A 12,521-nucleotide genomic window follows, 5' to 3' on the forward strand; every position below is an offset into this window, starting at 1 on the left:
TTTGTATAACTATTACGGGTCGCAATTTTGAAAGGATCAAAAAAAAGCTTGGAAAATTTTCCAAGCTTTTTAATAGGTTCGAGTTGTTTGGGGTTCAGTACTAGTACTGTTCGCTACGTAGTGCGTTGATACGTTTTTCTAGCGGTGGATGGCTCATCAGTAGTTCTGTGATAGAACGCTTACCATTGATACCAAATGCCATCATTGAGCCCTCAAGCTGAGATTCTTGACTCATTTTCAGACGCTCTAACGCCGCGATCATCTTTTGCTTACCTACTAGGCTTGCAGCCCCTGCATCCGCATGGAATTCACGATGACGGCTGTACCACATGGTAATAAAACTCGCTAGGAAGCCGAATACCATCTCAAGAACGAAAGAAACACCAAAGTACACCATCATATTGCTGCCACCTTCGCCCTCTTCATCCGAGTTGTTCGAGGCAACGATGTTGGCAATGAAGCGTGACAGGAAGATAACGAAGGTGTTAACGACACCTTGCATTAGCGTCATCGTCACCATATCACCGTTGGCAATATGGCTCACCTCGTGCGCGAGAACTGCCTCAGCTTCATCACGAGTCATGTTGTGCAACAAGCCCGATGATACTGCGACCAGTGAGTCATCACGTTTAGCACCAGTTGCGAACGCGTTAATGTCAGGCGAATCGTAGATAGCAACGGTTGGCATACCGATACCCGCTTGCTGTGATTGACGGCTCACTGTTTCTAATAGCCAATGCTCTGTCTCGTTGCGTGGGCTTTCAATCACCATTCCGCCTACAGAGCGCAGCGCCATGCTCTTTGACATCATCAAAGAGATAAACGAGCCACCAAAGCCAAATACTGCAGCCATAATGAGTAACCCTGATAGGCTACCAGGCTGCATACCTGTCACCGCGTAGACGATATTGAGGACAATACTCAACACCAAAACTACTGCAAGGTTAGTCGCTAAAAAGAGTGCTACTCGCTTCATTTACATTTCTCCAGATTAAGAAGCTATATTCTATCTGCTCAACAATATTTGAGCATTATGCCTTTGTGATTGTTATCTTGCTCGCAGTATCAACACTACTTTGAGATCCAAGTGGCATTTTTCACATTCAATATATACATAGTGTCGTGGATTTGAAATTCAAGGTTAAGCTTTAAATTGCAACAAAGCATTAATCTTTTGACTACTTTATAAAGAATAACGTATTGAATTAGTGAAGCTATTATCGGCACACCGCATACGTGCTTCACAAGTGATGTGATGCATAGCTTGTTGCAAGAGGAGATTGCGGGAATAGGTCTTAGACTTTAGTCTTATTGTGACTCTAACACTGACGAGATAAAGTCCCAATCAGTCCAAAGCCCTTAGGAAAAGGAAACCACCATGGTAGAGAACAACAACTTTCAGATGGCCATCGATTTGCTGTGCTGCCACTTGGGAATCAGTGAAGATGAGGCTCGCGAGCAATTAGGTATCAGTGATACTAGCGATATCGATGCTCACATTATGGAAACTCAGTCGGCGCTTGTAGGTTTGTCAGAAGACAAGTAACAACTCCGTCGTAAGACAGGACAAGCGAAAGACATTGAAGAGCTGCAGTAATGCAGCTCTTTGTTTTTTAGCTAACAGGGTGTTTTCAGCCCAATAAAAACCTGATGTATCTAACGACACATCAGGCTTTATTATCACTTTAAGGCCATTAAGCGCTGTTACGCTTTTGACTCTTTTGGCTTCTTGCGTTTGTCAGTGATTTCCCACTTACCATCGACATAAAGACCGGTCCAGCCAGATGGCTTGCCATCAATCTCTGAACGAATGTAGTTCTCTTTGGTCTTACGACTGAAGCGAACGACCGTTGGACGACCGTCAGGGTCCTCTGTTGGCGCATCGGCTAAGTAAACAAACTTAGGCGATAAGCGCTCTTTGAAGCGAGCAAGTTCACTCACCAACGGGGCACGTGTTTCACGTGATTTCGGGAAGTTACTTGCCGCCATAAACAGACCAGAAGCACCGTCACGCAATACAAAGTAAGCGTCTGAGTTTTCACACGGCAACTCAGGGAAATGCACAGGATCTTCTTTAGGCGGCGCGATTTCACCGTTTTTAAGGATCTTACGCGTGTTCTTACAGGTTTCGCTGGTGCAGTCCATGTACTTACCAAAACGGCCGTTTTTCAACACCATCTCAGAGCCACATTTATCACATTCAACGGTCGGGCCATCATAGCCTTTCACCTTGAACTCGCCGTGCTCAACCACATACCCTTCACAGTTCGGGTTGTTACCACACACGTGCAGCTTACGCTTGTCGTCAATCAAGTACGCGTCCATCGCCGTTTCACAGATTGGACAACGCTTCTTAGCGCGAAGTGCAGCGGTTTCAACGTCTTCTTCTAGAACGTTGATAATGCCTTCTTCATCACCAAGGTTAATGGTGGTTTTGCAACGCTCTTTTGGTGGCAGCGCATAACCAGAACAACCGAGGAATACGCCTGTTGACGCAGTGCGGATGCCCATTGGGCGACCACATGTTGGACACTCGATGTCAGTTTCAACGATGTGATTTGGCTTCATACCGCCATGGTCTTCGTCAAGTTCCGCTTTTCCAAGATCGGTGGTGAACTCGGCAAAGAAATCATTAAGAACTTGCTTCCAGTTGGTCTCACCTTCGGCGATTTGGTCTAGCTTCTGCTCCATACGGGCAGTGAAGTCGTAGTTCATCAAATCGGTAAAGCTGTCATCTAGACGGTCTGTGACGATTTCGCCCATCTTCTCTGCGTAGAAACGACGCTGTTCCACTTTCACGTAACCGCGATCTTGGATTGTAGAGATGATAGAAGCGTAAGTCGACGGACGACCAATGCCACGTTTCTCAAGTTCTTTAACCAATGCCGCTTCCGTGAAGCGCGCTGGCGGCTTAGTGAAGTGCTGCTTTGGATCCAGTGCGACTAAGTCGAGCTTATCGCCCAACTGAACTGCTGGAAGAATCGCATCTTCATTTTTGCCCATTGGACGCTGTACGCGAGTCCAACCATCAAATTTAAGAATACGGCCTTTCGCTTTTAGCGTGTAATCATCTGCTTTTACGCTGATAGTCGTCGAGTCGTATTTCGCTGGCGTCATTTGACACGCAACAAATTGATTCCAAATCAACGCATACAGTTTGTGAGCGTCCGCTTCCATCCCTTTCAGATCGTCAACTTTAACATTCACGTCCGATGGACGAATCGCTTCGTGCGCTTCTTGCGCCCCTTCCTTGCTACCGTAGAAGTTTGGCTTCGCCGGTAGGTAAGCGTCACCGAACTCGCTGTCAATGAAGCCACGTACCGCATCCACAGCTTCTGCACTGAGGTTAGTCGAGTCAGTACGCATGTAAGTGATGTAACCCGCCTCATAGAGCCTTTGAGCGAGCATCATGGTCTTTTTCACACCATAGCCTAGACGCGTACTTGCCGCTTGCTGCAGTGTTGACGTGATATATGGCGCCGATGGTTTGCTCTGTGTCGGTCTATCTTCACGTTTGCAAACTTCGTATACAGCCTTATCGAGTGTTGCGACCGCTGCTTTCGCTTCCGCCTCGTTAACAGGCTTAAACGCCTTGCCTTGTTTCTGAGCAACAAGTAAACGGAAGTCGGTTTTGTCTGTTGTTTTGGTGTCTGCATGAATATCCCAGAACTCTTCTGGAATAAAGGCATTGATTTCACGCTCACGCTCAACCAGCAGCTTTACTGCCACCGACTGTACGCGGCCAGCAGACAAGCCTCTGGCTACTTTTTTCCAAAGTAGTGGAGACACCATAAAGCCGACAACTCGGTCGAGGAAACGACGAGCTTGCTGAGCATTAACACCATCCATGTTCAGCTCACCAGGATCCTGGAACGCTTGTTGGATAGCATTTTTAGTAATTTCATTAAAGACCACACGCTTGTATCGCTCTTCATCGCCACCGATGATCTCACGAAGGTGCCATGCGATAGCTTCTCCTTCGCGGTCCAAATCGGTTGCGAGATAAACGTGGTCAGCGTCTTTGGCAAGCTTTTGCAGCTCTGCAACTACCTTTTCTTTGCCAGGCAGCACTTGATAGTTTGCCGCCCAGTCGTCGAATGGGTTGATGCCCATCTTTTTGATGAGTGCCTTACGGTCTTTTTCTTTTTTAATGCGTGCTTTTTCTTCAGCACTTAAGCCTTTGGTAGATACCGCTGCCGCTTTTTTACCTGTACTCTGACCGGCAGTTGGCAAATCACGCACGTGACCCACACTCGACTTAACAATAAAGTCCTTACCGAGGTACTTATTAATGGTTTTAGCTTTAGCAGGTGACTCCACTATAACTAGTGACTTTCCCATAATGACACTAACGTCCTATATCACATTGCGACATTTAATCGCACGATGTTCGAAATGTATGCTTCTTTTTTACTATTGAGCGAGAACAAAAGAAGATCAACCTGTTTTTTTACAATCAGACGCTAATTGGTCGACAAATGTCCGATCGAAACCGGCTCGCTATTTGAAAAATGGCGCAATATTAAACGTCATTTACCCAGCTTGACCAGCAACATTAAGCAAAGTTTGTCGCAAATCACAAATTGCTGCTAACTATAGCTGAGATATTTACCCTTGCAAAATGTGGTGTCGCTCATACACTACGGCAAAGCCATATATATAGAGGACATCAATATGTCACAAAAAACGCCTATCTCACCATTCGACCTATTGTTAATTGCTAACCAAGTCATCCAAGAGCATGACGACTACCTAGATGGCATGCGCGCTGATAGCGTGGAAGAAAAAGACGGTGTTTTGGTCTTTAAAGGTAACTACTTTTTAGATGACAATGGTCTGCCGACAGAAAAAACGACAGCCGTTTTTAATATGTTCAAATACTTAGCTCACCATCTTTCTAAAGAGTTCACACTCGAATAATCTCGGCAATCCCTATAAACAAAGCGCCCTATCTTTCGATAAGGCGCTGTGTAAATTACTGGCTAAGTCCGGCTAGTTTGTCAAAATAATCCGGGAAGGTTTTTGACGTACATTTAGGGTCATTGATCGTCACCGGTGTATCGCTCAATGCAACCAGTGAAAAACACATCGCCATGCGGTGATCATCATAGGTATCAATCGCTGCATGTTTAAGATCTGAAGTAGGCTCGACAATAATGTAGTCCTCCCCTTCTTCAACCTTCGCTCCAACTTTGCGTAGCTCTGTCGCCATCGCAGCCAGTCGATCCGTTTCTTTTACGCGCCAGTTGTAGACGTTGCGAATCGCCGTAGTACCTTTAGCAAACAGCGCAGTTGTCGCGATGGTCATTGCTGCATCAGGAATATGGTTGTAGTCCATATCGATGCCAACTAACTCTCCTTTGCGACACAGAATGTAGTCATCACCCCATTCGATATCGGCCCCCATTTTTTCCAGCGCATCAGCGAAGTGAATGTCACCCTGAATACTGTTTTTACCAATACCCGTGACTTTGATTTCACCGCCTTTTATCGCTGCTGCAGCGAGAAAGTACGATGCCGATGACGCATCACCTTCAACCAAGAATTGACCCGGCGAACAGTACTGCTGGCCACTTTTCACGACAAATTGCTGGTAGTTTTGGTTTTCGACTTCCACACCAAACTGCTTCATGATGTGCAGTGTAATGTCGATGTATGGCTTAGAAACCAAATCACCTACAATCTCAATCGTCACATCTGCTTTCGCAAGTGGCGCTGACATCAAAAAGGCCGTCAAAAACTGACTTGAGATAGAACCATCAATTTTAACGTGGCCGCCTTTCAAGCCGGTACCATTGATTTTTAATGGTGGATAGTGCTCATTTTCAAGATAGGTAATATCCGCACCGGCTTCGACAAGGGCATCAACTAGATGACCAATTGGTCGTTCTTTCATGCGTGGCTCACCAGTGAGTACAAACTCACCTTGTCCCAAGCACAATGCTGCCGCGAGTGGACGCATAGCGGTACCCGCATTACCCAAAAACAGCTCAGTTGCTGCGTCTACGGTAAACGCCTTACCTAAACCTTTGACCACACATTGAGTTTTGTCGTCAGATAACTGATACTCAACGCCTAGTTTGGTGAGCGCGTTAAGCATATGACGGATATCATCACTATCAAGTAAGTTAGTCAGTGTTGTCGTGCCCTCAGCAAGTGCTGCAAGAAGTAAGGCACGGTTGGAAACGCTTTTCGAACCAGGAAGATTAACGGTTCCCGATACTTTCTGAATTGGTTGTAATGTTAAGCTTTCCATTGGGGTGTTTAATCCTTTGTCGATACTTCGATCCTAACGTGAAGTATCCTCTATAATTCTTCGTACTGGCAGACTATCGAAAATAGTGACCCAGCGCTACCCCTAATCATGCCATTACGGGTTAAAAAACAACCGAACAAATACTAGCTAGCTAGTACAGTGCAAAAACAACAGAATTCAGAGCCACTTTCGTATGACCATTTATCTTCCAGAGCTGGATGTTGAAGACTTGAGCTTTCCCTCTCCCTTCGAGGCATTAGAAGAACCTAACGGACTCCTTGCATTTGGGGGGGACCTACGTCCCGAGCGCCTCATTCGCGCGTACCAAAGCGGTGTCTTTCCATGGTTTGGCCCTAACGAACCGCTGCTTTGGTGGAGTCCATCTCCACGGGCGGTGTTTATACCTCAAACTTACAAGCCTTCAAAAAGTCTCAAAAAGTTCCAACGTAAACACCAATACCGGGTCACGATTAATCAGGATACAGCAGCAGTCATAGGATATTGCTCAAGTACGCGACCTCAGGAGGAAACTTGGCTTAACGACGATATGCGTGCCGCCTATATCGAGCTGTCCCAGAGGGGCTACTGTCATTCGGTAGAAGTATGGCAAGAAGACAAACTGGTCGGCGGCTTATATGGACTGTCTATCGGTCAGGTTTTCTGCGGCGAATCCATGTTTTCACTGGCCACCAATGCATCAAAAATAGCCTTGTGGTATTTCTGTCATCACTTTACGCAATCTGGGGGAAAGCTCATCGACTGTCAGGTCATGAACCCTCACTTAGAGTCTCTTGGCGCGATCGAAATGAGCCGCGAAGATTTTCTTGCCAGCTTGCAGCAACATCAACAATCTGCCATCGAACTTTCCTGTTTTTCACCGCAAACGCTATCATTGCCTAAAGAAAGAGGTGAAAATTGATGACTATGGCCGTGCAACAAATCCGGATAGGGCTAAGCCGAAAGCAGCCTTGTAGCTACATAACCTCGAAAGAGGAGCGCGTCGCTATTGTGCTGGAAAAAGATATGCACAATAAAGACAACTTTGAAATGTTGCTTGCCAACGGGTTTCGTCGCAGCGGCAATACGCTGTACAAACCACAATGCGATGCATGCCAAGCATGTCAAGCGCTGCGCGTATCAGTGCCGGACTTTAAGCCTTCGCAGAGTCAAAAGCGTCTACTTGCTAAAGGGAAACATTTGCGCTGGGAAATACGTACTGAGCTTGATGAAGACTGGTTTGCTCTCTATGCAAAGTACATCGAAGGGCGTCATTCCACAGGCTCTATGTATCCACCACGTGAAAAAGAGTTTTTTGAATTTGCTCAGTGCCAATGGCTCAGCATGCACTATCTGCACATCTTCGACGACGACAAGCTAATCGCTATCGCCATTACCGATGTGCTCGACAATAGTGCCAGTGCATTTTATACCTTCTTTGATCCCGACTACGCGCTCTCTCTAGGGACGTATGCAGTACTTTGTCAGCTTGATTACTGTCGGCAATATCAAAAGCAGTGGCTCTACTTGGGTTATCAGATCGATGATTGTGCAGCAATGAACTACAAAACCCGTTTCCAACGTCATCAAAGGCTAGTAAATCAGCGTTGGCAAGGGTAGAATACACCGCAACTTTACTTATTGAGATTTTAACGGCACAATGCGCGCCGTTAAAAGCGCCACATTTCGAAAGAGGATTAAATGGCTAAAGAAGACGTAATTGAGATGCAAGGCACTGTCCTTGATACTCTACCAAACACAATGTTCCGTGTTGAACTAGAAAACGGTCACGTAGTAACTGCACACATCTCTGGTAAGATGCGCAAAAACTACATCCGTATCCTTACTGGTGACAAAGTAACTGTAGAGATGACTCCATACGACCTGTCTAAAGGCCGCATCGTCTTCCGCGCTCGTTAATCTACGATTGCCGAATGCAATAAAAAACGGAGCCAATCGCTCCGTTTTTTATTGCGTATCATTCTGAGTAGATAAAAAAAACGTGCGATTACTCGCACGTTTTTTTGTGATGTTCATAACCTATCAGTGATGAGCTTCAGCTTCTTCTTTCGCTCCAACGTAGTCGAACACGAGGTCATCATCTTTAAGCGATACGCGTACCGTACCACCGTCAACCAGACTACCAAACAGAAGCTCGTTAGCCAGTGGCTTCTTAAGCTTATCTTGGATTACGCGGCCCATTGGACGTGCGCCCATGGTCTTATCGTAACCCTTAACTGCAAGCCAATCACGCGCTTCATCAGAAACCTCAAGCGATACACCACGCGTATCAAGCTGAGCTTGAAGCTCGACAATGAACTTATCAACCACTTGATGGATAACAACATCATCTAGGCTATTGAACCAGATAATACCGTCAAGGCGGTTGCGGAACTCCGGCGTGAACACACGCTTGATAGCGCCCATCGCATCCGGCTTGTGATCTTGCTGGATCAGGCCGATCGATTTCTTCTCAGTTTCTGTCACACCAGCGTTACTGGTCATGACTAGAATAACATTGCGGAAATCGGCTTTACGACCGTTATTATCCGTCAGTGTACCGTTATCCATCACTTGTAGGAGTAAGTTAAAGATATCCGGGTGTGCTTTCTCAATTTCATCAAGAAGTACCACTGAATGAGGGTGCTTGATGACCGCATCAGTAAGCAAACCACCTTGGTCATAACCAACATAACCTGGAGGGGCACCAATTAGGCGGCTGACAGAGTGACGCTCACCGTATTCAGACATATCAAAACGAAGTAACTCAATACCAAGCAGTTTTGATAGCTGCACCGTGACTTCCGTCTTACCAACACCGGTAGGACCTGCAAACAAGAAAGAACCTACTGGCTTGTCATCATTACCAAGACCTGCACGAGTCATCTTGATGGCTTCAGACAACACATCGATGGCTTGATCTTGACCAAACACCAGCATCTTCATCTTCTCATCAAGGTTCTGAAGAATATCTTTATCAGACGATGACACGGATTTCTCTGGAATACGAGCCATCTTCGCTACCATAGCTTCGATATCTGCAACGCTAACCGTCTTCTTACGACGACTTGCAGGTACCAATCGACTACGAGCGCCGGCTTCATCAATCACATCGATGGCCTTGTCTGGCAAGTGACGCTCATTGATGTATTTAGCCGAAAGCTCTACCGCAGCACGAAGCGCTTTGTTGGTATAACGGACTTCGTGATGTTCTTCGTATTTCGGTTTCAAACCCATTAAGATCTTGGTGGTGTCATCAAGTGATGGTTCCACTACGTCGATTTTCTGGAATCGACGAGACAGCGCACGCTCTTTATCGAAGATGTTGCTGTACTCTTGGTAAGTCGTTGAACCAATGCAGCGAAGCTTACCGCTACTCAGAAGCGGCTTGATTAAGTTCGCGGCGTCAACTTGACCACCAGATGCAGCACCAGCACCAATAATGGTATGGATTTCATCAATGAAGAGGATTGCATCATCTTCTTTTTCTAGCTGCTTTAGAATTGCTTTAAAGCGCTTCTCGAAGTCACCACGGTACTTAGTACCTGCCAGCAATGAACCAATATCAAGCGAATAAATCACGCTATTACTGATCACGTCCGGCACCTGTCCTTCGACAATTCTCCACGCCAAACCTTCAGCAATCGCAGTTTTACCTACGCCAGCTTCACCCACGAGTAACGGGTTGTTCTTACGACGACGGCAAAGTACCTGTACGGTGCGTTCGAGTTCTTTGTCTCGACCAATCAATGGGTCGATGTTACCCGCTTTCGCAACTTGGTTTAGGTTAGTCGCGAAGCTCTCCAGGCGATCTTCACTGTTTGCATCTTCAATGCTTTCACTACTGCCACCCAGTGAGCCGCTCGACGGCTCGTCACCTGAAGGCCCGGCATTTTTAGTAATGCCGTGAGAGATAAAGTTCACAATATCTAGGCGGCTAATGTCGTTCTTTTTGAGGAGGTAAGCGGCGTGTGATTCTTGTTCGCTGAAAATCGCAACCAAAACGTTAGCGCCAGTGACTTCACTGCGGCCAGAAGACTGAACATGGAAAACAGCACGCTGAAGTACTCGCTGGAAACTCAGAGTTGGTTGTGTCTCTCTGGTATCATCAGAGTCAGGGATAAGCGGCGTCGTTTGGTCGATAAAAATATCGAGTTCGTTGCGCAGCGTTTCTAGGTTTGCGTTACAAGCAGTAAGGGCCTCTTTAGCCGAGTCATTTTCCAACAAAGCTAAAAGGAGATGCTCTACGGTCATGAATTCATGTCTTTTATCACGGGCACGAGCGAATGCACCGTTCAGACTCGATTCTAGTTCTTTGTTCAGCATAAGTACCTCCTAGGGAATGGCAAACGCCATTCAAGCGAAAATTAGGCTTTTTCCATGGTACACAATAGTGGGTGTTCATTTTCCCTTGAATACATGGTCACTTGAGCAACTTTCGTTTCAGCAACTTCAGCGGTAAACGTACCACATACGGCTTTGCCTTCGTAGTGTACAGCCAGCATCACCTGCGTTGCTTTATCTTCGTTGAGTGAAAAAAAGCGTTCCAAGATTTCTACAACAAAGTCCATCGGAGTGTAGTCGTCGTTATTGAGAATAACGTTATACAGCGCCGGTGGCTCAACCTTAGTTTTTTCTTTCTCCAATAAATCTGAGTCTGGAGTCACCCATTCAAAATTTTTACTCATGGCCAAATGTTTGAGAGTTTTCTTTAAAATTCATAACATTGTGTCAGTAACTGGAGTTATAGCAAACGCCAATGTGCTCTCAGTGTCTGTCACTCGAAAAACATCTCTTATAAAGAGACTAATGCACCAATTGTATCGCTGCAAACAAAACAATGCTATTAGAGTGTGTCACATATGAGCCACGTTGAAAAAAGTTATTCCTCCTTTTGTCTAGCATACATTAAGAGCATGTAAACAAAAGCTTTCTATTGCACATTTGTTAAAACCAAAGCGCATATGTATAGAATATGTAGTTATTTATGCCTATTTCCTATTGACTACGCTCAATGTTTGACTAGAGTGGTTAACTAGTGACTAAAATTTAACAAGTTATGAATCACTATGCCCCAAACCATCGGAAAATTCTCACAGCAAAAGGGCTCCAATTGAGCATAACGCGCCATCGTGACGCCTGTTGTAAGAGAACTGCCCTGTGGTTAGGTACGAAGATTCAAAACAGATAGTCTCATTGAAGTACGTAGATTTACCGTCGGTCAGTATCTTCTACCACAACTTCAGTTACAAAATGCATGAGGGATGTATAGCATGGCGATAGGTACAGTAAAATGGTTTAACAATGCCAAAGGATTTGGCTTTATTTGTCCAGAAGGTGAAGACGGCGATATTTTCGCTCACTATTCGACAATCAAAATGGATGGCTACCGCACGTTGAAGGCCGGCCAACAAGTGAACTATGAAGTAGAAGAAGGTCCAAAGGGCTATCACGCCAGCGTAGTCACACCGGTAGAAGGTGATCTAGCGAAGTAGTTGTCATTTACTAATCAATACGAATTACCCGAACATACTGACCGTAAGACATAAAAAAACCACCCGAAGGTGGTTTTTTTATGCATCAGAACCACCAAAAAAGCCAATATATTCAGACATTTAAATACAGTTAAAAACAAAGCCCAAAAACAACGTCCACATAATGACCACGCCATCTAAACTAAATCATAAAAGTGATAAGTGAACTCGCCGCCCTACTGGTGACGAACTCGAAGCGCTCACGCAAGGATAGATTGAGCGCCAAAACGCCAGAGCCAATGGGCAAGCTCGCATCCCATTTGTCGATATCCTTGAGTTTAGCATTTTGACTTGCATGAGGATTGGTGAGGTTTGCTCTCTGCGTTGGGAAGATATCAACGAAGAACATAAAACTGTGGTGGTGCGTGACCGTAAAGACCCACGCAAGAAACAGGGGAATCACATGATTGTTCCTTTGTTGGCTGAGTCGTTTGATATTGCTATGCGCCAACCAAAAGAGAGTGAATTGATTTTTCCTTTTAACTCTCGAAGTGTGACAGCAGGTTTTCAGCGAGTTAGGAATAAGCTAGGGATTGAAGATTTACGTTATCATGATTTACGTCGTGAGGGGGCTAGTCGTTTGTTTGAGAAAGGCTACTCAATAGAGGAAGTTGCTCAAGTGACAGGGCACCGTAACCTAAACATATTGTGGCAGGTATATACACAACTATTCCCCCACAAGCTTCATCGATAATTATTGCAATTTCAACATCGATAGGTTTTAGCGTGTGAAC

At 45.5% G+C, this 12,521-nt stretch carries 11 protein-coding genes and 1 pseudogene; 7 read left to right on the forward strand and 5 right to left on the reverse strand.

The genetic code is table 11. The features are described from left to right. Nucleotides 1-100 precede the first annotated feature (100 nt). Nucleotides 101-976: a protease HtpX gene (gene htpX, locus AAA946_RS10580; protein ID WP_112477852.1), complete on the reverse strand. Its 876-nt coding sequence runs from the start codon at nucleotides 974-976 to the stop codon at nucleotides 101-103. 402 nt (nucleotides 977-1,378) lie between these two features. Between htpX and AAA946_RS10585 the strand changes: the two genes are divergently transcribed. Beyond that, nucleotides 1,379-1,546 carry a hypothetical protein gene (locus tag AAA946_RS10585; RefSeq protein ID WP_197059232.1) on the forward strand — a complete coding sequence of 56 codons (168 nt, stop codon included), beginning with the start codon at nucleotides 1,379-1,381 and terminating at the stop codon, nucleotides 1,544-1,546. A 158-nt stretch (nucleotides 1,547-1,704) separates the two neighbouring features. Here the strand turns inward: AAA946_RS10585 and topA are convergent, their stop codons facing one another. Further along, a complete protein-coding gene (gene topA, locus AAA946_RS10590) occupies nucleotides 1,705-4,341 on the reverse strand; it encodes a type I DNA topoisomerase (protein WP_338164835.1) in 2,637 nt (878 codons plus the stop codon). Nucleotides 4,342-4,674: 333 nt separating this feature from the next. On the opposite strand from topA, the gene AAA946_RS10595 reads away from it, so the two are divergent. Continuing rightward, entirely contained in the window at nucleotides 4,675-4,920 is a 246-nt protein-coding gene (locus AAA946_RS10595) for a YciN family protein (protein ID WP_338164836.1), read from the forward strand. A gap of 55 nt (nucleotides 4,921-4,975) precedes the next feature. On the opposite strand, the gene aroA is transcribed toward AAA946_RS10595, so the two are convergent. Then, nucleotides 4,976-6,256 (reverse strand): 3-phosphoshikimate 1-carboxyvinyltransferase, encoded by a 1,281-nt coding sequence (gene aroA / locus AAA946_RS10600; protein ID WP_338164837.1) that lies wholly within the window; start codon nucleotides 6,254-6,256, stop codon nucleotides 4,976-4,978. Between the two features lie 193 nt (nucleotides 6,257-6,449). On the opposite strand from aroA, the gene aat reads away from it, so the two are divergent. The 3 genes from aat to infA all read left to right on the forward strand — a co-directional run bounded on the left by aat (nucleotide 6,450) and on the right by infA (nucleotide 8,173). Next, nucleotides 6,450-7,175 carry a leucyl/phenylalanyl-tRNA--protein transferase gene (gene aat / locus AAA946_RS10605; protein WP_338164838.1) on the forward strand — a complete coding sequence of 242 codons (726 nt, stop codon included), beginning with the start codon at nucleotides 6,450-6,452 and terminating at the stop codon, nucleotides 7,173-7,175. Then, nucleotides 7,175-7,873, forward strand: a complete 699-nt coding sequence (locus AAA946_RS10610) for an arginyltransferase (protein ID WP_338164839.1) — start codon at nucleotides 7,175-7,177, stop codon at nucleotides 7,871-7,873. Before aat ends, AAA946_RS10610 begins: the two co-directional genes overlap by 1 nt. Nucleotides 7,874-7,954: 81 nt before the next feature. Next, on the forward strand, nucleotides 7,955-8,173 hold the full coding sequence (infA, locus tag AAA946_RS10615; RefSeq protein ID WP_001040192.1) for a translation initiation factor IF-1: 219 nt from the start codon (nucleotides 7,955-7,957) through the stop codon (nucleotides 8,171-8,173). A 123-nt stretch (nucleotides 8,174-8,296) separates the two neighbouring features. Here the strand turns inward: infA and clpA are convergent, their stop codons facing one another. Both clpA and clpS read right to left on the reverse strand, forming a co-directional pair. Next, complete coding sequence (clpA, locus tag AAA946_RS10620) at nucleotides 8,297-10,579, reverse strand: ATP-dependent Clp protease ATP-binding subunit ClpA (RefSeq protein ID WP_338164840.1); 2,283 nt, start codon at nucleotides 10,577-10,579, stop codon at nucleotides 8,297-8,299. 41 nt (nucleotides 10,580-10,620) lie between these two features. Further along, nucleotides 10,621-10,941, reverse strand: a complete 321-nt coding sequence (gene clpS, locus AAA946_RS10625) for an ATP-dependent Clp protease adapter ClpS (RefSeq protein ID WP_338164841.1) — start codon at nucleotides 10,939-10,941, stop codon at nucleotides 10,621-10,623. A gap of 585 nt (nucleotides 10,942-11,526) precedes the next feature. On the opposite strand from clpS, the gene cspD reads away from it, so the two are divergent. Together cspD and AAA946_RS10635 are read left to right on the forward strand one after the other, a co-directional pair. Continuing rightward, the gene (gene cspD / locus AAA946_RS10630; protein WP_162631321.1) at nucleotides 11,527-11,748 is read left to right on the forward strand and encodes a cold shock domain-containing protein CspD; all 222 of its coding nucleotides are present in this window, start codon (nucleotides 11,527-11,529) and stop codon (nucleotides 11,746-11,748) included. Between the two features lie 205 nt (nucleotides 11,749-11,953). Beyond that, nucleotides 11,954-12,481: pseudogene (locus AAA946_RS10635) on the forward strand (site-specific integrase); the annotation flags it as partial. Between the last annotated feature and the right edge of the window lie 40 nt (nucleotides 12,482-12,521).

Source organism: Vibrio sp. 10N, from assembly GCF_036245475.1.
Classification (GTDB): Bacteria; Pseudomonadota; Gammaproteobacteria; order Enterobacterales; family Vibrionaceae; genus Vibrio.

What these genes read in the sequence shown, in the direction of transcription:
- AAA946_RS10585 (WP_197059232.1), top strand. Translation starts at nt 1,379, where the DNA reads ATGGTAGAGAACAACAACTTTCAGATGGCCATCGATTTGCTGTGCTGC.
- aroA (WP_338164837.1), bottom strand. Translation starts at nt 6,256, where the DNA reads ATGGAAAGCTTAACATTACAACCAATTCAGAAAGTATCGGGAACCGTT.
- AAA946_RS10595 (WP_338164836.1), top strand. Translation starts at nt 4,675, where the DNA reads ATGTCACAAAAAACGCCTATCTCACCATTCGACCTATTGTTAATTGCT.
- AAA946_RS10610 (WP_338164839.1), top strand. Translation starts at nt 7,175, where the DNA reads ATGACTATGGCCGTGCAACAAATCCGGATAGGGCTAAGCCGAAAGCAG.
- infA (WP_001040192.1), top strand. Translation starts at nt 7,955, where the DNA reads ATGGCTAAAGAAGACGTAATTGAGATGCAAGGCACTGTCCTTGATACT.
- topA (WP_338164835.1), bottom strand. Translation starts at nt 4,341, where the DNA reads ATGGGAAAGTCACTAGTTATAGTGGAGTCACCTGCTAAAGCTAAAACC.
- cspD (WP_162631321.1), top strand. Translation starts at nt 11,527, where the DNA reads ATGGCGATAGGTACAGTAAAATGGTTTAACAATGCCAAAGGATTTGGC.
- htpX (WP_112477852.1), bottom strand. Translation starts at nt 976, where the DNA reads ATGAAGCGAGTAGCACTCTTTTTAGCGACTAACCTTGCAGTAGTTTTG.
- clpA (WP_338164840.1), bottom strand. Translation starts at nt 10,579, where the DNA reads ATGCTGAACAAAGAACTAGAATCGAGTCTGAACGGTGCATTCGCTCGT.
- clpS (WP_338164841.1), bottom strand. Translation starts at nt 10,941, where the DNA reads ATGAGTAAAAATTTTGAATGGGTGACTCCAGACTCAGATTTATTGGAG.
- aat (WP_338164838.1), top strand. Translation starts at nt 6,450, where the DNA reads ATGACCATTTATCTTCCAGAGCTGGATGTTGAAGACTTGAGCTTTCCC.